The 18,436-nt window shown below is 71.0% G+C and carries 17 protein-coding genes; 5 read left to right on the plus strand and 12 right to left on the minus strand.

Translation table 11 applies throughout. The features are described from left to right. On the minus strand, positions 1-287 hold a 287-nt coding region (locus A3CO_RS32545), incomplete at its 3' end, for a transposase (protein ID WP_425393412.1). A gap of 29 nt (positions 288-316) precedes the next feature. Then, positions 317-1,543: a serine/threonine-protein kinase gene (locus A3CO_RS32550; RefSeq protein ID WP_085942372.1), complete on the minus strand. Its 1,227-nt coding sequence runs from the start codon at positions 1,541-1,543 to the stop codon at positions 317-319. Positions 1,544-1,860: 317 nt separating this feature from the next. Here A3CO_RS32550 and A3CO_RS0115870 point away from each other — a divergent pair, with 317 nt between their 5' ends. Further along, positions 1,861-4,971: an FAD-dependent oxidoreductase gene (locus A3CO_RS0115870; protein ID WP_018333235.1), complete on the plus strand. Its 3,111-nt coding sequence runs from the start codon at positions 1,861-1,863 to the stop codon at positions 4,969-4,971. 7 nt (positions 4,972-4,978) lie between these two features. Here A3CO_RS0115870 and A3CO_RS0115875 read toward each other — a convergent pair whose 3' ends face one another. The 4 genes from A3CO_RS0115875 to ygiD form a co-directional block, all read right to left on the minus strand. After that, complete coding sequence (locus A3CO_RS0115875; RefSeq protein WP_018333236.1) at positions 4,979-6,073, minus strand: FHA domain-containing protein; 1,095 nt, start codon at positions 6,071-6,073, stop codon at positions 4,979-4,981. Then, entirely contained in the window at positions 6,070-6,630 is a 561-nt protein-coding gene (locus tag A3CO_RS0115880) for a DUF6529 family protein (protein WP_018333237.1), read from the minus strand. The genes A3CO_RS0115875 and A3CO_RS0115880 overlap by 4 nt, the downstream gene beginning before the upstream one ends. Before the next feature lie 25 nt (positions 6,631-6,655). Continuing rightward, positions 6,656-7,330, minus strand: coding sequence for a hypothetical protein (locus A3CO_RS0115885; protein WP_169510952.1), 675 nt, complete (start codon positions 7,328-7,330; stop codon positions 6,656-6,658). Positions 7,331-7,715: 385 nt separating this feature from the next. Continuing rightward, complete coding sequence (gene ygiD / locus A3CO_RS0115890) at positions 7,716-8,579, minus strand: 4,5-DOPA-extradiol-dioxygenase (RefSeq protein ID WP_018333239.1); 864 nt, start codon at positions 8,577-8,579, stop codon at positions 7,716-7,718. A 1,055-nt stretch (positions 8,580-9,634) separates the two neighbouring features. On the opposite strand from ygiD, the gene A3CO_RS38120 reads away from it, so the two are divergent. Continuing rightward, a complete protein-coding gene (locus tag A3CO_RS38120; protein ID WP_018333240.1) occupies positions 9,635-9,790 on the plus strand; it encodes a hypothetical protein in 156 nt (51 codons plus the stop codon). A 106-nt stretch (positions 9,791-9,896) separates the two neighbouring features. Here A3CO_RS38120 and A3CO_RS32555 read toward each other — a convergent pair whose 3' ends face one another. Then, the gene (locus tag A3CO_RS32555; protein ID WP_157647623.1) at positions 9,897-10,358 is read right to left on the minus strand and encodes a hypothetical protein; all 462 of its coding nucleotides are present in this window, start codon (positions 10,356-10,358) and stop codon (positions 9,897-9,899) included. A gap of 207 nt (positions 10,359-10,565) precedes the next feature. Between A3CO_RS32555 and A3CO_RS0115910 the strand changes: the two genes are divergently transcribed. Together A3CO_RS0115910 and A3CO_RS40395 are read left to right on the plus strand one after the other, a co-directional pair. Then, on the plus strand, positions 10,566-10,721 hold the full coding sequence (locus A3CO_RS0115910) for a hypothetical protein (protein WP_157647624.1): 156 nt from the start codon (positions 10,566-10,568) through the stop codon (positions 10,719-10,721). A gap of 257 nt (positions 10,722-10,978) precedes the next feature. After that, positions 10,979-11,236: a chaplin family protein gene (locus A3CO_RS40395; RefSeq protein WP_084681942.1), complete on the plus strand. Its 258-nt coding sequence runs from the start codon at positions 10,979-10,981 to the stop codon at positions 11,234-11,236. On the opposite strand, the gene A3CO_RS38715 is transcribed toward A3CO_RS40395, so the two are convergent. Then, a complete protein-coding gene (locus tag A3CO_RS38715; RefSeq protein WP_018333244.1) occupies positions 11,214-11,405 on the minus strand; it encodes a hypothetical protein in 192 nt (63 codons plus the stop codon). The genes A3CO_RS40395 and A3CO_RS38715 overlap by 23 nt on opposite strands. Positions 11,406-12,306: 901 nt before the next feature. After that, positions 12,307-13,338 (minus strand): DMT family transporter, encoded by a 1,032-nt coding sequence (locus A3CO_RS32560; protein ID WP_018333245.1) that lies wholly within the window; start codon positions 13,336-13,338, stop codon positions 12,307-12,309. A 39-nt stretch (positions 13,339-13,377) separates the two neighbouring features. On the opposite strand from A3CO_RS32560, the gene A3CO_RS38720 reads away from it, so the two are divergent. Beyond that, complete coding sequence (locus A3CO_RS38720) at positions 13,378-13,986, plus strand: CGNR zinc finger domain-containing protein (RefSeq protein WP_169510953.1); 609 nt, start codon at positions 13,378-13,380, stop codon at positions 13,984-13,986. Between the two features lie 416 nt (positions 13,987-14,402). Here A3CO_RS38720 and A3CO_RS38125 read toward each other — a convergent pair whose 3' ends face one another. The 3 genes from A3CO_RS38125 to A3CO_RS0115960 all read right to left on the minus strand — a co-directional run bounded on the left by A3CO_RS38125 (position 14,403) and on the right by A3CO_RS0115960 (position 18,402). After that, positions 14,403-15,086, minus strand: a complete 684-nt coding sequence (locus A3CO_RS38125) for a hypothetical protein (RefSeq protein ID WP_157647625.1) — start codon at positions 15,084-15,086, stop codon at positions 14,403-14,405. 1,047 nt (positions 15,087-16,133) lie between these two features. Beyond that, a complete protein-coding gene (locus A3CO_RS0115955; protein WP_018333249.1) occupies positions 16,134-17,066 on the minus strand; it encodes a PrsW family glutamic-type intramembrane protease in 933 nt (310 codons plus the stop codon). A 115-nt stretch (positions 17,067-17,181) separates the two neighbouring features. Beyond that, positions 17,182-18,402 carry a hypothetical protein gene (locus A3CO_RS0115960; protein WP_157647626.1) on the minus strand — a complete coding sequence of 407 codons (1,221 nt, stop codon included), beginning with the start codon at positions 18,400-18,402 and terminating at the stop codon, positions 17,182-17,184. Positions 18,403-18,436: the final 34 nt, after the last annotated feature.

The following is an 18,436-nucleotide window of genomic DNA, read 5'->3' on the forward strand; positions in this document are numbered from 1 at the left end:
GGTTGCCCGTCGGCACGTCGGGCTCGTTCCCGGCTCGAGCGCAGTGGACGGCGGTGGTGCCAGGCCGACTCGACCAGCAGGCGACGGGCATGGGAGTTCCCGGTCTTGGTGATCCCGCCCTGGACCCGTCGGGCGCCGGAGGAGAACTCCGAGGGCACCAGTCCGAGGTAGGAACCGGTGGTGGCGCCGGTGAAGCGGTGCCAGTCGGCGACCTCGACGCAGAGCCCGGTCGCGGTCAACGTCGAGACGCCCCGCAGACACGACAGCCGCCCGACCGGACCAGCCAACGCTGCCGGGCGCTCCTCCGAGTGACCCGTCACTTCCCGGGCGACGGGTAGACCGCCACCAGGTGCGGCAGGAAGAGCAGCGCCAGCACGCTCAGGGCCACCGCCACCGCGGCGATCACGATGTAGAGCCAGCGCCGACGTCCTGTTGCATCGGGCTCCGAAACTGGAGGCTCGGCGCGATCTTCGGTAGGTGTCCTCGAGGCAGGCCCGGCCGTCCGCGGCGTGGGACGCGACTCGACGGGTGCGTCGGTCGGGCGGGAGAGGGGGCCGGTGGCCGGGGCCGGGCCGGAAGTGCCGGCTCCTGGCCCCGGCTCCGGCGCTCGATCCCGAGCCGCCGGCTCCCGGTCGGCGGCGGCCAGGACGGCGGGGGCTCCGAGCACGGGAACGCCCTCTCGGCCGAGCCAGCCATGTCCCCAGGCCGCGGCCCCGGCCTCGGCGAGTGTCGTCGCGAACGTCTCGGCGCTCCCGGCGCGGTGCGCGGGGTCGGTCGCGAGATTCAGCATGATCACGGCCGCGATCGGTTCGGGGACGTCGGGGGCTACCGCCCGGAGAGCAGCGGGCTCCTCGTAGGCGTGCTTGAACATCAGGGACAGGACGTCCCCGTTGTCGGTGAAGGGGAGCGCGCCGGCGAGGAGCTCGTAGAGCAACGTTGCGAGGCCGTACACGTCGGTGGCGGGCGAGAGGGGGCTGCCACGCACCTGTTCCGGTGCGATGTAGGCGGCGGTGCCGAGGACGTCGCCGGCACGGGTCACGGCGGTGTCCGCGCCGCCGGTCACCTTGGCGATGCCGAAGTCGGTGACCTTCACGACCCCGCTGGTGGTGAAGAGCATGTTCTCCGGCTTGATGTCACGGTGCAGGACTCCGCGACCGTGTGCGGCGGCCAGTCCGGCGGCACAGGCGAGGACGACGGCAGTAGCGGCTTGCGGACTGAATCCCTCGCGGGCCGTCCGCTCGCGGAGGGACCCGCCGCCCAATTGCTCCATGACGAGCAGGCACAGGTCGTCGCATTCGAGGTAGTCGTACACGGGAACGACATGCGGGTGGTCGAGAGAGGCCAGGACCCGCGCCTCGGAGGCGAAGCGGCGTCGTGTGGCGGGATCGGCGGCGAAGGTCGCGGGGAGCTGTTTGATCGCGACGTCCCGATCGAGATGGCGGTGGTGCGCACCGAACACCACGCCCCATCCGCCACGCCCAAGCACCTCGCCGATCTCGTAGGCGGGCAAGGCTTCTCGGAGGCGCTCCGCGTCATCGCTCATCGCGATACCGTGGATACTCGGGGTGAGCGGCACATACCGGCTCCTCGCGTGAGTCTCGGTCGTCGGGGCGATCCTAGTGCCGAGCCGACCGAGATCGGTGCCCGAATGTCGTACGGCTTCGTGACGACTTCGCTACCGTCCGCCGTGACGCGTTCCGACAAAGTGAGCAAATGTGCGAAAAGAGGCCTGTCCTCGCGGGATCGCAGCCGAGCCGACACTCGTTCGTCGTAGAAATCGGCTCCAGCCCACCTCTACGGTGTGTAGCTATCGGCCGGTCGCGTCGGCGAATCGTCCGCGCCCGAGAGCGGGAGTTGTGAATGGACCGCAACCCGATCGTCGAGATCCGCGAACCCGGGCGTGCCGTGCGGCGCCTCGTGCTCGATCAACCGATCGAGGTGGGACGGGAGTGCGACGGCGAGAACCTCGCGGATCCCGGTGTCTCCCGACGTCACCTGCGGTTGGTGCCGACCCCGACGGGGCTGTCGCTGGTGGACCTCGAGAGCCGCAACGGGACGCTGCTCAACGGCGTAGAGGTCAGGGGCCGGGTGGTCCTGGAGCCCGGTGACGTGGTGCGTCTCGGCAATTCCGAGATCGTGATGGTGGGCCGCACCGAACGGGTGGCTGCCCCGTCGCGGGCCACCTCGCTCGTCTCGGGCGCCGACCTCCCGGTGCCGCCGCCCCCCGCCCCGCCCGTCGCCCCGTCACCCCGTCCCGCCGCCGCGGTGCTCGTGGATCGCGTGCTCGGCCGATACCCCCGCCGGGGCGAAACGGTGTTCCCGGTGTCCACTGAGATGCGGACGCGGGTCCCGATCGGGGTGTGGCACGCCGTCCGCATCGGCAGCGTCCTGCTCTACGTGGCCCTCTGCGTCGCCTTGTTCGTCGCGCCCTCGACGGGTCTGTTCTGGTTCTTCGGCGTCATTGTGCCGTTGCTTCCGATCCTGTTCTTCACGGCCCCCGGCCTGTGGCGCAACATCTGCCCGCTGGCCGCGTCGAACCAGGCACCGCGAGTCCTCGGGTTCACGCGGGGCGGCACGGTGCCCGAGTGGCTGCGCCGCCGCGGATACCTCGTCGCGATCACCCTGTTCTTCGGCATCACCGGCGCTCGGCTGGCCATCTTCAACGTCAACGGCGCGGCCACCGGGATACTGCTGTCCATCACGATCGTCAACGCGCTCCTCGCCGGATTCTTCTTCAAAGGCAAGAGCGGTTGGTGCAGCAGTATCTGTCCGCTGCTGCCCCTCCAGCGAGTCTACGGGCAGACGCCGTTCGCAAAGGTCCCCAACAGCCACTGCCAACCCTGTGTGGCGTGCACCAAGAACTGCTACGACTTCCAGCCCGCCGCCGCCTACCAGGCTGATCTCCACGAGCCCGACCCGGAATGGACCGCGCCGCGCCGGCTGTTCGTCGGCGCGCTCCCGGGCTTCGTCCTCGGCTTCTTCGTCCTCGTCGGGCAGCATTCGCTCCCGCTCGGGTCGATCTACGGACAGCTCGCGCTGTTCTTCCTCGGCTCGATCGGGCTGTTCTTCGCCGCGCAGGCGCTGTTCCCCCACCGACCGGCGCTGATCGTGGCCATCTGGGCCGCCGTCGCGATCGACACCTTCTACTGGTTCGCCGGGGTCACGTTGGCCGGCTCCTTCGCCACGCTCACCGGGCTGGCGGCTCCGTGGCTCCGGTGGCCGATCTTCGTCGTCGTCGTGCTGCTCTCGCTGCTGTGGATCGCGAGGACCGTGATCAAGTCCCGCCAGTACGAGTCGGAGATCGGTGCTGTTCTCGGCCGGCCGCTGCCGCTGGTCGAGGTCGAGCGCCCGGCACCTCCGGCGGGCTCCTCGGAGACGGGCGACGACGCCGTCGAGGTCCGGGTGGACGACGGCGCCCCGGTATCGGTGTCCGAGGGCACCAGCCTCCTCGAGGTGGCCGAGCAGCAGGGCCTGCCGATCGAGGCCGGCTGCAGGATGGGAGTGTGCGGGGCCGATCCCGTCGCCGTGCTCGGGGGCGGCGACTGCCTGGCCCCGGCCGAGGAGGAGGAGGCGAACACGCTCCGGCGCCTCGGCCTCGGCGCGAGCACACGGATGGCGTGCTGCGCGCGCGTCCAGGGCTCGGGCTCGGTGACGATGTCGCTGACCCCCGAGCCCGGTGGACCCGACGACGCCGAGACACCCCAGGACTACGACCGCTCGATCGTCAGCGTCGTGGTACTCGGCAACGGCATCGCCGGCGTGACGGCGGCGGACTTCCTCCGCCGCGGACATCCCGACTGCGAGATCCACCTCGTCGGGCAGGAATCGCACGTGCTCTACAACCGGATGGGGATTTCCCGCCTGGTGTACGGCCGCTCGGCGATGCAGGGGCTCTACCTCCTGCCCGAGGAGTGGTACGACGAGCACGGCGTCACGGCGTGGCTGAACACCGTCGCCACCCGCATCGACCTCCGGGCCAGGCGGGTCCACCTCGGTACGGGCGACACCATCCCGTACGACCGGCTCGTCATCGCCACCGGGAGCAGCAGCGCCGTGCCGCCGCTGGACCGCGCCGACCGGCCGGGAAGCTTCGTGCTCCGCTCGGCCGCCGATGCGATCGCGGTGCGGGCCTACGTCCAACAGCGCCGGTGTCGCGACGCCGTGGTGTCCGGGGGCGGCCTGCTCGGGCTAGAGGCGGCGCATGCGCTGCACGAGCTGGGACTCCGCGTCACCGTCCTCGAGCGCGGCGCGCGGTTGCTCTCCAAGCAGATCGACGAGACGGCGAGCGCGCTCGCCCACGCCCACTTCGCCGGGCTGGGCATGCACGTGCTCTATCGGGGCGAGGCGAAGGACCTCGACGGCGACGACCGCGTCACCGGGGTCGCACTCGCCGACGGCCGCGTGCTGAGCTGCGACGTCTATGTGGCTGCCGTCGGGATCCGGCCCAACTCCGGGCTGGCCGCGGACGCCGGCGTCGCCGTGAAACGCGGTGTACTCGTGGACGACCGTATGGAGACCGACGTCCCAGGGGTGTTCGCGGTGGGCGATGTCGCAGAGCACGGCGGGCGTGTCCTGGGTCTGTGGCCCATCGCGGCCAAGCAGGGTGAGGTGGCGGCGGTGAACGCGCTCGGCGGCGACGAGCGCCTCGTCGCCGAAGTGCCCGCGACGATCCTCAAAGGCGTCGACCTCGACCTCTTCTCCGTCGGGCGCTTCGAGCCGGAGACCGGTGACGAGGTCTTGTCCGACCTCGACCCCGCCGAACCGTCGTACCGCAAGCTCGTCGTGGCGGACGGTCGTGCAGTCGGGGCGATCGTGGTGGGGCACCACCCGGCGGTCGTCGCGGCGTTGTCGACCGCGGTCCGCCAGGGATCGGTCCTGGCGCCGGACGTCCTGGCGGCGGTGCGAGGCGGTGACTGGGAGGCGCTCAGCGCGCGCCGCCGACCCGCGGTGTCGTCGTTGCCCAGCGCGTGACCGCCGGTCAGGAGGCGGTGTGGGCGGTGGGCTCGTGGACGAACACCTTCATGCCGATCCGGAGGTGCCAGCCGGGTGGGAGCTCGGTCGGCCCGGTCCCGACCCGGGTCCAGCTCTCGGCGCCGGGCTCGGCGAGATAGGTGCCGCTCACGGTCGAGGCGTCGCGGACCACGACGACGCCGTCGTCGACGGACACGAACGCGTGCACCCGCGAGACGAGGTTGGTCGGGTCGCTCACCGTGATCGGTGTCGCCCGACCCGCACGCACCGCGGGCTCGTTCTGGGGATCGCGGCCCAGGACATAACTGCGGTCGAGGAGCACGGTGGGACCTTCGTCGCAACGCAGCACGCCGATCGGCAGCGGGGCCGCCGCAGTCTCCCGGGCCGGCCCCCCGGCGGGCGCGTGACCGGTGTCGGGCCCCGGGGCAGCGGCCGCGGTGGGAACGGCACGCGCCGCGGATGGGGCTGGTGCCTCCGCCTTCACCGCCGCAGCCGAATCGCCGGTGGATGGCCCACGCGCCGGCACGGGCGGGCTGCTCGACGGTGCCGCGGCGACGGCCGGCGGTACAGGCGGCCCGACGTCGGGGACGACCGCCGCGTCGGCCGGGGGGTCGGCGTATTCGCCGTCGGCGCATTCCCGCACGAAGCCGGCGCCGGGGACCACCCCGCCGGACAGATCGCTCCGGCGGGTGGCACGCAGCGCCCGGGCCGCTCCGGAGCCCACGGTCACGCGGTGGACCGGCTCCGGGACGAGACGGTCCACCCACGTCGACGTCTCGCGGCCGGTTGAGGTCATGGTCGTGGCGCCCTGCACGACCTCGCACCAGACCTCGCCCCGCAGAAGCACGACGAGGCCGTCGGGCACCGGGACGACGAGACCGAACGCCACCGGGTCCGGGTCCGGCCGCCCGGCGACCCACTGGGCGAGGGCCGCTGCGATCCGCCCGGCGCTCCCCCCGGCCGCGGCGGTCTCGACGGCGTCCACCAGGCGCTCCGCCTGCTCCTCCTCACCCACGACGAGGACGACGACGTCCCCGTAGCGCGCGACGAGGCCCTCGCCGCGCTCGACGCCGACCCGGAGGAGGCACGGAGGGGCCGTCACAGATGCAGTCCCTTGGTGGTGAACAGCCACAGCGCCGAGGTCAGCCAGAGCCCGGCCAGCGCGGTGAACAGCAGCCCGCCCAGCACGGGGATCGACCAGGAGGGCATCCCGCGTCGGGTCAGTACGAGCATCTTCGCGACGAAGGCCCCGTAGAAGAGACACCCGAGCACCGAGTGCAGGAGCACCCGGACCCCGTCCCACTGGAACCCGAGCGCGTACATGCAGTGCACGGCGACGGGCACCGTCACAATCAGCGCGACCCGCCCCGACCACCGATGAACCGGTGCGGTCCAGGCCGGCGCCTCGGTGCGGTGCGGCCGGGCGCCCGAGCCGACCTGCACGAGCGCCAGGACCGCCGCGAAGGTCGCGACCCACGCCTTGGCGTACGCGGCGCTGGAGAAGCCGGCCAGGTCCAGCGCGGCGCCCGTCGGATGGTGGACACGCGCGTACACGCCCAACATCAGGGCCGTCGCGCAGCCGGCGAAGATCGCCCCGATCAACCAGCCCGACCAGCGGTCCCCGGTCGGGGTCCGGACCGGGACGGCGCTGCGCGTCATGGCATGCTCCCGTCTCTGCGTCGCATCACGGGTCGACGACGGTGTCCGTGCCGGTGACCGTCGCTGCGGTCGTGGTGACCCCGTTCTCGGTGAAGGTCCCCGTCCCCGGGTCCAGCCACGGCGCCGGCGAGCGCGCCGCCCCGCTGTCGACGAGACCGGCCTCGGAGCCGTCGGGCAGCACGACCCAGCCGACGCGGGTGGCAAGGCCGTTGACCTCCTTGCGGTACTGGAACACTCCGGCGGGTGGCGTCGAGACCGCCGCCGAGAAGGGGATCGCCGGTTGACCAGCAGCGTTGAGTGAGCCGAACAGCGCGCTGCCGTCAACGTGACCAGTCAGTCCGGCGCCACCATGGCCTGACAGGGTCATCGTCGTCCCGGTCACCGTGCCCTGCAGCCACGCCTCCACCGAGCGCCCGTCGCACAGGTACGCGGCCGCCTTACCGCCGTTGACCGCGATCGCCACCGGGATCGCCCCGTCGCTCGTCCGTCCGGCGAAGACGCCCTGCACGGAAGGCGACGACGGGGCAGCGGCCGGAGCCGACGCCGGAACGCCCGCCGTCGGCGTCCCGGCCACCGCGGAAGCCGCGATCGGGCTCGGTGGTCCCGAACGCCCACCGACCAACGCCGTGTTCGCTCCGATCAGGAGCACGAGCAACGCCGCGACGACGCCGAGGGTGACCAGGGGCGTTCGAGTAGTCATCGCCGCGGGACCTCCCGCCTTTCCACCTCACCGAATGCCGAGACGGCCGGCCTTCGAGGGGAGGATGGGGAAAGCGCTCCGGTTCGTCTGCAGTAGTGACCTACTGAACGACTGAGGGCGTCGCAGCGGTCGCGCTCCGCGAGCGACGTAGGCTCCGAACAGTGCTTGCCTCGATCGCTTCATCACCCATGGGTCGCGACGGCGTCGTCTCAGTGATCGTCCGCCTCAGCAGGTGGGCCACTCCGCGACGGAACGGGATACCTAGTTGGGCGTCGACCCGCCGGGCGGTGAGGCCGGAGACGGCCCCGAGCAGGTCGTTGCCCTCGTCTGATCCGAGCCCTCGGCACTTCCCGTCAACCAGGCACCCCGATGCCGCTCCGGCACGTCAGATGTTGGAGGCGTCCGGGGGGAGGTCGGCCGGTGGCTGCGGGACACCGTCGCCGCCGCTGGTCGCGGGACACGTGGCACCGAGGGTGTAGGCCGTCATCGACAGCGACCCGTAGGCATACCCATCGACGAGGACGTCCAGCTTCGGGTCCGGGTCTGCTCCGGCCAATCCCGCGAAGTACAGGGCGGGGATGAAGTGGTCCGGAGTCGGGACGGCCGCCGGGAAGTCCGGATGGCCGTCGAGCGCGGCGAACTCGGTGGGAGCGGTCAGCATCCGCTCCCGGGACTGGTCGCTGAAGCGCCGAGCCCAGGCGTACCCGTCGTCGGCCAGCTCCCAACTCATCGCGCTCAGGTTGTGCACGACGTTGCCGCTGCCGATCACGAGCACACCCCGACGGCGCAGCGCCGCGAGCCGAGCTCCCAGCTCCAGGTGGTAGTCCAGCGGCTTCTCCGCGTTGATGGAGAGCTGCACGACCGGGATCGAGGCGTCCGGGAAGGCATGCAGCAGGACCGACCAGGTCCCGTGGTCGATCCCCCAGCTGTCGACGTCGGCGCCCACCCACGTCGGGTGGACCGCGTCGCTCACCTCCTCCGCGAGCTCGGGCAGGCCCGGCGCGGGGTAGTCGACGGCGAACAGCTCGGGCGGGAACCCGTAGAAGTCGTGGATGGTCCGGGGCCGGGGCATCACGGTCACCGCGGACGCGTTGATGTACCAGTGGGCGCTGATCACCAGGATCGCCCGCGGACGAGGCACCGAGTCGCCCAGCGACCGCCACGCGGCGGTGTACCGGTTGACCGCGAGCGCGTTCATGGGGTTGCCGTGCCCGAGGAACGCGGCGGGCATCAGGTCCTGCTCGGCCATGGGCGCCATCCTCTCCGGTCTCTACCCGCCTGACCCCACCCGATCGGGCGTCACACAGGCCCGTCGGTCGACACTCGCCGAGGAAGTCGACGAGCACCTGCCCGCACGCGTCGCTGTTATCCCCGGCGACCACGTAACCGACCTCGACCGGTCAAGCGCGCATCCGGGACGACGTGCAGGACGTCCCGCTAGCCTTCGGTGAGCAGGTCGGCGTGGACTGCGAGGAGAGATCAGGCCGCAGGTGTTGTTGATCAGTCGCGATGAGCGAATCGGCTGCTTTCCATGATCCGCTTCGGTGTGACGGCGGTGATGCGGTCAGCGAGTCTTGCGGGGACGGTCCAGTCGCCGGGGACACCGGTGTCGCTGGCCTCGTAGGCGGCGGCGTCGAGGAGGCCGTGGGCGTCGTCGGGTCGACGTCCGTACCAACCTGCTCGGAGAGCACTGACGTACACGAGCTCCTCGAGAAATGAGCCGCCCACCTGCAGCGAGCCCGAGGCCACAGCGGGTGCCGGTGCTCGGAGCCCTGTCACCCCGAACCGGAGCCGAGCCTCTGTCATACATCCGGTTATCGGTCCCCGATACGCGCGGTCCCCGCCCTGAGGAACCTTCGCGGTCTCCGCCGCCCGGTCGACCCCGTCAAGGGAGGAGGGCTGGACGAGAACCGGCTGTTCCGCGTCGAGTTGCTGCGCACCCGGTTCCGGGAGGCGCCGACCTCTCGGTCCGCGTCCCTGACCATCTCGCCGCCGTCGCGGCCGAAGTTACGACCTGCAAGACGCTCGACTGGGACTGACCAGCCGAGCGCCTTATCGACGTCGTCTCACAGGCCATGAGCAGCGTTGGTGCGACCACCCCTTGTCCCCCTGGCGCCGTGCGCGAGAGTGCCATTCCTTGCGGTCAGGACGCGTGATGTCCCTGTTGCCCAGCGTCTCCGCGACCATGGTCGAGCCGAGGCGCACGGTGACCTGGTCACGGCCCCCGGCCCGGTCCACGACGGTTAGCGTGAACGGCACCGACTTCCCGGAGCTGGTGATCGCGGTCCGGTCACCGTGGAACCGGTGGCGGTCTTCTGCACCGAGGTGATGGTGCGGGCGCTCGCGGTGGTGTGGGCCCCGCCGCCGGAGAGCGCGAATCGGCCCGAAGCCGGCCCCGACGCTGTTCCCTGGACGTTCACCGACAATCTCGTCGTCATGCAACGGCTGCGTGGCCCTTGAGGTTGTCGCCCGCCTGGCTGGTGCGGAGAGGTGCTGGATCACCGGTGACAACATTCGAGCCTGGGAAGGGCTGCCTCAACGACCAGTAGGGGACGCGGATTGCTCTTTACCATGGCCGGTCCGGCACGATTATGCGTGCGCGGTCGATCTCGGCTTGGTCACGAATGGCCTTCTGACGGAGACGATCCATGGAGTCCCGTACGCGTTCGATGCGATCGGCCGAGCGGCTGAGGGCCTCGGCGGAGCGGTCCAACGCCTGCTCAGCACGATCGAGGAGAGTGCCCGTCGTGACCCGGAGAGCCCGGGCCAGCTCGTCCTGAGTCGCCTCGCGCCGGTCAGCGCGGCGCTCTCGGTCATCAGCTTTGACCTCCCGGTCGTCGGCCCGCTGTTCGCGCTCATCGGCGACCGTGTCCCGCGCGTCGGCGCGCCCATCTCGCTGGTCAGCTTCGGCCTCCCGGCGGTCGGCGCGCTGCTCCCGCTGATCGACGACTACGTCCTGCACGTCGCTGAGCCCGTCCCGCCGACGGGTGACCGCGTCCGCGTCGGGGGCCTCCGCGTCTTCGCTCACGAACCCCACCCCCTGACGAAGATGAAACAACCATCGTCGCTGATATAGCGTCGACCTGACAACTCAATCACGGCTTCGATCGACCTGCGTCGGGCTGCGCGTGAGCGACGGTCGAGCGTCGTCGTGTCCGTGCACGGGCCGGGCACCCCCGACGGGCAGAGCCGCCTCGAGCTGCAGCGGCTGGTGCCTTCCCCAGGAGAACCGGTCATGCTGGATCTTGTGAACCGCTCCTACCGAGGCCGGGTCGCGCTGGAGTGGCGCGCGGCCGTCGTGGTCGCCGCGGCGGCCGCGCTGGTCGCGGTGCTCGGCCCCCTCCTCTCGGCGGCGACTGCTTTTGGCTGCCGGTGGCGCTCGTCGGAGTGAGTGCTGATCGCCGTGGGGTTGGCGGTGAAAGCGTGATTCCGGCCCGTTGTGTCGACACCGGTGCCCACACGGTGGCGAGATCAACACATCGCTGCTGCAACCAAGCAGGTGGCCCCGCTGACGGGGCGGCCGTGGCCCAGCCGTCCGTGACGGCGGCTCGACCGCCGTCCGCATCCCTCGTGGGCGATGTGTCGTTGTTAAGGCAGAACCGGGCCCGCTGTCAGGCGTCGGCCCGCACCTCGACGTCTGAAGAGAATATGAGCGTCCGTCGCACCGTTGCCGGGATCGTGGTTGGTTCCGGGCTGCTGGGCCTCCCGCTCCTGGCGGCCGGAACCGCCTCGGCCACCGAGGGGTCGGGCCACGGTCACGCCGCGGCTCCGTCCTGCACGACGACGGGCACCGCGAGCAACAGTCCGGGCGTCAGCAGCGGAAACGTCACCCAGGTGCCAGTGTTCAACTGCAGCTCGGTGTTCGGCTCCCCCGCCGTCGCGGTCACAGGGCCGTTCGTCGGATGACCGCCAGGTCCACCTCGGCGGCGCGGTGCCGGTCGACGCGCCGCGCGTAGCCGTCGGCGCGGTGGGCCCGCTCGAGCTGTGCGCGCCGGGCGGAGCTGGCGGCGCCGGGTCGGGGGGCGAGGGCGGCCTCGAGCTCGCCGCGATCCGGCCTCGCGCCATCCCCGCCCACGAACTGCTGCGCGAGACGATGCCGCGGCCGGCCCGTCCCTCGGCGAGGTTCACCTGGACCGCAGGGGCGGCCGCCGCGGTCTACGTCACCGGGTACACGGTCCCGGCTCTGGTGCAGGGCCTCCCCGCCGATCCCCAACTCCGTGGCCGGGCCGGCGTCCTGGTCATGTCTGCGATCATTCTCGGGGCGACGGCGTCCGGGCTGTGGCGATGGGCCGGGCAGCCGTGGCTCACCCGCGCTCAACAGTCCCGCATCCCGATCGTGCTCGGCCCAGAGAACGTGCGCCTGGTCCGCCGGGCCTTGCGGCGAGGTGAGGCGCTGCCCGGGGAGCTGCACCCATGGGCGGCTGCCCATGCGGTCGCCGCCGGCCAGCTGCTCGTGAGGCTGTTGGGCACGGAGATGGTCGTCGCGGGCTGGGCGATGGCCAGCGCCGGGGACGGCGGCTTTCCTCACTGGGTCCCACTTGGATTCCTCGCCTGCTACGTGGTTGCGACGACTGCCGCGCAGGTCGACGTGGCACGGCAACGACGGCGCGCCGACCAACTCCGTGATGGACCGGAGGACCTCTCGGGGGTCGACCCGTGGTCCTGTGGACGAGTCTCCGAAGTCCATTGCTGTCAGATATCCGGGCTATCGGTCAACGGTGCGCGCCGTCCCGGCCTTGAGGCCCTCGGGGGCGGCTTGGAGAGCGGGATTAAGCAGCGCCAGCAAGAGAAAAGCTTCCACTACAGGGGCCGTGTCGTGGCGGCTGCATCAGAACGCGGTCAGTCGGGGGGCTCAGCGTCCGCGTCGTTGGAGCAGGTGCACTGTGACGATGTCGCCGTCCTGCTTGCCGGGGGCAGTCCGCAGCGCGGCCGGGAACGCTGCGTCGGCCCGCGCGACACGGAACCCGCAGCGGATGTCAGCCGACGCTGTCGCGGAACTGCTGGGTGTGTTGCGGGTCGTTGGCCTCGCTGACCACGTCGGGGAAGTCGCGTGCATCGGGGAGCTGACGGGTGCCGGCGCTTTCGGACCGACTGACCAGGGCGACGCCGACCGCCGCCAGGGCCACCCCGGCGAGCGCCGCGATGTCCAGTGGCTCCCCGAGCACCGGGACGGCGAGCAGCGCGGTGACCGGCGGGACGAGGAACAGGGCGCTCGTCGCTCCCGCGCCGCTGCGGCGCCGGAGGATGACGAAGAACAGCAGTAGCCCCCCGACCGAGTTGACGACCGCGAGCCAGAGCGCGGACCCGACGGCGACCGCCGTGAGTGGGAGCGCGAACCCGCCGCCGACGGCCGCGAGCGGCACCGAGACGATCGTCGCGGCGCCGATCTGGATCGTCGTGCCGGTCCGCAGGTCGGCCGAGGCGGGGGCGTGCTTCTGCAGCAGGGTTCCGGCGACGAATCCCACGAGCCCGACGACGCACAGGACGACCGCCGAGGTGCGCGCCCCGCCAGAGAGTTCCGAGCTCACGGCGACACCCACCCCGGCGAGACCGAGGACGAGTCCGAGCCAGCCGACGGGACGCAGCCGCTCACCGTCGAGCGCGATGCCGGCCACGGCGATCACGAGGGGACTCGAGCTCACGATCAGCGAGGCCAGACCCGCAGACACCCCCAGCGAGAGTCCCGTATAGACGCCGGCGAACTGGACGTCGAGCAGAAGCACCCCCGCCGCGGCCGGCCGCACCCAGTCCCGCAGCCGCGTCGGCCACGGCGCCCGGGTCACCGCGGCGATGGCGCCCATCACCGCGGTCGCCACCAGGAACCGCCAGAACAGCAGCGTCGTCGGCGCGCTGGCAGTGGTCCCCAGGTCACCGACGAGGTAGCCACTCGCCCACACCAGCACGAAACCCGTCGCGAGGACGAGACCGACCAGGCGGCCCGATCCCGCCCGGTCCCGCGCGACCGGACCGGGGACCTCGACGTAACAGCTATAGGTGTTACTCAGCATGAGCGCGACCGTAACAGGTCGATCCGTTACGATGAAGTGGTGCCGACCGACCCCGCCCAGCGCTTCGACACCGGCGCGATCTGGCTCGATCTCCTCGCCACGGTCGGCAGCGCCTACGGCCCCGACCCCGTCGACCGCATGGACAGCGTCGAGCTCCTGCGCAGGTGGCTCCAGCACGAGGACCTATCCCCCCTCGCCACGCCCGGCCCCGACGACGTCGTGCGCGCCCACGAGCTGCGCGAACTGCTGCGCCCACTCGGACTCGCCGCCGCCGCAGGTCACGCGCCCGACCCCGCCCACGTCGAGGCCCTCAATGCCGTCCTCGCACACGACACCCCGATCCAGCTGACGGCCGACCTGCGAGCGGCACCCCCGGCCACGGCGGCCGACGCCCTCACCCGGATCGCGCGCCAGGCCGCCGAGCACCTCTGCGGCCCCGCCGCCGCCCGCCTGCGGACCTGCGATGATCACGACTGCGCAATGCTGTACGACGACGTCACCGGACGCCGCCGCTGGTGCTCCGCCGCCATCTGCGGCGTCCGCCACCGGGTGCGCGCCCACCGCAGCCGGCTCGCCGGCGGTAGCGAAACCCCTCCCCCTCACCGCGTCCGGCCAGAGCAGAACCCGGGTGGGCGCGCGGGCCGGTGAGCTTCTCGGCTTCGGTCCCGACGCGTTCGGCCCCGACGCGCGCATGCCGGTCGCCAACACGGACGACTTCGGGATGAGCCACCGGGTCAGCGAGGCAGTCGTCGAGCGTTCGTGCGCGGCCCCGAAAGGATCATCATCCTGCTCGCAGAACAGCTCCACCGAGCCCCGCGGATCACGTCGAAGGCTCAGGACCTGTTACAGGCCTGAGCAGGCCGGACCAGCCGGCTACGCGTGCGGGCCGCCCGAACCCCGCGAACCTGAACCTTCGATAACTACAACCCTTCGGCGGCCCATATCATCCGGAGCCGCCCATTATGTCAGCCCAGACGGTTCGCATCGGCTGGACTGAGATCGGCTGCTAAAACACGCCCGCCGCAATCTGCTAATTGACTCTTGATTCCGCGCGTGCGCGAGGCTTAGCAGGAGGATGAGTCCATCATCTGATACGCGGCGGAGGTGGTCGCGCCGTACCGGGCGTGTATCGCGTCTGCCGCGGCGGGCTTGCCTTGCTTGTTGCGCAGTGGGCAGACCCATGATCGAAAGCCGAGTACCTCCGTGTCGCTCCACGTGTTGATGTCGGGAAATTGAGCCTGGATTTTGCTGCGCATCTGCCCGACGCGGTAGGTGGGGTCGTCGGCGCAGCTCAACTCGATGTCGCGCTGGTAGCGCTGCGTGGCGACTTCGAGCCCGGCAGAATGGGCGGTGTTGTAGTAGTCGGCGGACACGTCGTCGTAGGCGTGGTTCTCAGGGGAGGATTCCCCGAATTGCTTGTATATCCGGACAGCCTCGATCCGGTTGCCTGCGGTGTTGTCTAGTTCGAGGGCGGACTCCACGGTTGCCGCGCACGAACCAGTCGGTTCGGGTGCCGTCGACGCCGCGCCTGACGCCGTAGGTGGAGCGTTGGTGTGGATCGGGCTGGCCATGGGGGTGTTGAACGGGGCGGGCGCTGCGCGGCTCTCAATGATCACGAAGGTGGCCGCGCCGGCGACAAAGAGGGCGATCGCGGTGATCAGTCCGGGCCAGAACCACGAGGCGCGAGACGGTGTCGTGGGCAGCGTGACTGTGGGCCCGTCGGTGTCCCGTTCGGGTGGCGACTCCACTGGTGGTTCCTCTCAGGCGTGGGTCACGTCGCGGTCGACTCGGCGTGCGGGTGGTGGGCGCTCGAGGTGGGGGTTTTCGCTCTGTCTGTGAGAGCGGCGGCAGCGGTCTTGAGGCGTCTCGGCTCGGTGTTCCCGGCAGCGGCCCCAAGTCGTGGCGGTTCTGGAAGAAGTGTGTGGGCGGCCATTAGGGGCAGCTCTGGGCGACCGTGCCGGCGGCCTGGCCGATGGCGTCGTGGGCGCTGGCGCCGTCCGATTCGAGTCGTTGCACTCCCTGCAGTTCGCGGGTGAGCGCGTCCGGAGGTATTGAGGCTGGGAGTTGGCTCTGAGCCTGGCTCATCGTGATCTGGCCGGTGGCCAAGCGAGTGAATACCGCCATGGCCTGCGTCGAACAGTCTTCTGACGCGGAACCTATGGTCGGTGCCGCGGTGCTCGCGGGCGGGTAGCCCCCCGGCCAGAAGGGTGAGGGGGCTGGGCCGGCTACGGTCGAGACCGGGAGAGAGGCCGGCGCGGGGCTCGAAGCCGTGGTCTCGGAGTTTCCGGAGGTCAGTACGGCGAAGCCGACCAGTATTGCCGCTACCGTCAGCGAGCCCATGGTGACGATCTTCTGAGTTCTCGACCACCTGACTGCGTGTCGCTGTATGGGGGGATCGGGCGCAAGTGCGGTGAGTGGCTGTAGCCGACCTGATGCGGTGCGGGTTTCGCCGTGGCCCGCCGCTCGGTATTCGGGCAGAGCGGCGGGCGTTGCCCGTGTAGCTGAGGCGCCGCACTCGACGCAGAAAGTTACGTCCGCCAGCAGCAGGGCCCCGCATCGACATGTCTCAGTCATATTCTTCCCTCGATGTCCAGCAGCGCGCCCACCACTTCGGTACTCTCTCCGGCACTGTCTGCTCGCTGCCGGCTGCTGGCTGCTGGGATCAGTCATCTTGCCTGGTGCTGCGCCATCGCCCACGGGAGCCCGTCTCGCGCCGCGTGTTCCAGGTCGTTCGGATCTGAGAGCCTCATCCCGGGTGGATGCAACGTCGCCGCGGGTGGCAGGCCAGGCTGGACCTAGCCCTGTGGTCGACCGTCCGGGCGGGTCCAGCGTCCGTCAGGACCACGGACCCATCCTGGGGGCGCCGGCGGAGACGGCGAGGCAGCCGCCGGGTTGGGGCCGGACGTGGTTCTGGGAACGGGGCCTGGACGGGTGGGTGGGGGCGGGGTTGGCGCAGGAGCCCGATGGTGGACCGGCGGTATCGACGTCGCTGCGGATGCGACGCCGACGGTGGCGTAGGCGAGGAAGAGCACTGCGCTCAACGCGTTGATTGCCACCCACAGGACGCTGGTGTTGACCGGGGTCCAGTCGTTGAGCCCGTGAAGGACGGTCGGTATGGCGAGCCCGAGGCCGGCGAGGGCCGAGCGGGCGAGCAGGTCGCGGTGCGAGATGGCCAGGCCGATGAAGTAGGCGGAGATCCCGGCCCAGCAGGCGTGACTGACGGGGTCGGTGACAAAACGCCACATCATCTGTAGTGCATCGGGGCGGGAGAGGTCGTCGCCGAAGGCGACCTGGTAGTAGTGGATGGCCTCTCGAGCGCCGAAGGCCAGGCCGCTGACTGCTCCCAGGAAAAGGTAGTCGCGAGTCTCAAGGGAGTTCCAGGTGCGGCGGTGGAGGACGGCCAGTATGGCCACGGGCAATGCCTTCGCGAGTTCCTCGGGCAGACCGACCGCGGCGACGGTCGAGAACAGGTTGTCGTTGTCGGCGGGGAGCGCAGCCTCTAGTGCGAGCGCGACCGGCACTTCGATGATCAGGGCAAGCAGGACGATCTCGCAGTAGATGCGTCCGGTCAGGTGCTGTGGACCCACCACGGTTCGCAGCAGCAACATCCATGCCGCGGCGAAGTAGAAAGCGAAGACGTCAGCCGCGAGAGCTCCTTGGTCGGCGCCATCGACCGCGAGCAGGACCGCCGCCGGCGGCACCGTGACCAGCGCGACGAACAGCCACACGGGCCAGGTCCGTAGTCGAGGATGGTGCCACCAAGCTCGCCAGGGCAGCAGGGAGGACAGCTCGGGCAGCCCAGGGCTCGGGGAGTGGTGGCTGTTGGTCATCGCTGGGCTCCGGTCACCGGTGGGGACGCGCGTGGCGACCCTGCGGGGACGGCGCGGGGTCCGGGGGGTCGTGCTGAGCGGAATCGGCGTCGTCCTGCGCGGTGCGGCTGTGATGACTGTGCCGGCCTGCTGCTGGCGCTGCTGGCGTGGGCCACACGGCGTCGGTGTCGGGGACCTCCTGTCGGTTTTCAGGACCTGCAGTCGGCCGCAGGGGGAACACGGTCGCTCTCGCACCGCGCGGGCGCGCCTGGGTTGGATCGGGGTGGCGCTGCTGGCTGGCGGCGGTTCCGCGCTGACCGGGCAGTCCCGAAGCGGAGGCGGCGCTGTGCGGCGGTCGCGGCGTGCTCGACGGGTTAGCCCGGTCCTCGCGTGAGCGGCGGCCGCGCAGGGCCGCCACCCGTTCGGCCAGGTAGTTCGCCCAGTGCGAGGCGCTGGGGCGCTCTGCCGGGTCGGTGCCCAACGCCAGGTCCAGCAGCGCGCGTCCGGTGTCTTCGAGGAGGGCGGCGGCGCGGGCGGGGTCGCGGGCCACCGAGGCCTGCGCGCTGGGGCTCAAGGTGCGCAGTACGAACAGCCCGAACTTGTACATGTCGGTGGCCTGGCTGAGGACCGCCCCCTCGGGGGGATCCCAGTCCGGGGAGTTGAGCTGGCGAACGACTGCACCTCTGCCGCGGACTCGCACCGAGTCGCAGTCGACCAGCAGTACGCTCGCGGCGTCTGCGCGTTGGAACAACACGTTCTTGGCGTTGATGTCGCCGAAGACGACGCCGAGGTCGTGCAGAACGGCCAGGGCGGCGGCGAGGTCGCGGCATACCGTCAGCCGGCGCTCGAGCGACATCAGCGGCATGCCGACCCGAGCAGCGACGTCCGGGTCGACGAACAGGTTCTGCACCTCGCGGGGTGCCCGTTCAGCCCGCCCGGAGGGCAGCGTGCGCTCCTGCAGGAACTCTCCCGGGATCAACGGCATCACCACGCCGGCGATGCTGGGCCCGTGATGAACCACCCGCACCGGCCACACCGTGCAGGCGTCGAGAACGACCCGGTGCGCGGGCGGGAGCGCGCTGCGCAGCGCGACGATCCCGCTCAACCCGTGGACCGGGGCCTGTCCGGCCTTGTATTCCTTGAACACCAGTGGGCCGGGCACGTCGGGAAGGGTCAGCTCAGGCAGCGCCACCACGCGGGCCTGCCCGCCGCGACCGAGCTCGGCGCCGCGTTCGCCGAGTTCACCGAGGGACATCTCCGTGGGTGTGCCCCCGCTCGGGCTGTGCGGG

It is taken from the genome of Actinomycetospora chiangmaiensis DSM 45062 (assembly GCF_000379625.1).
GTDB lineage: Bacteria > Actinomycetota > Actinomycetes > Mycobacteriales > Pseudonocardiaceae > Actinomycetospora > Actinomycetospora chiangmaiensis.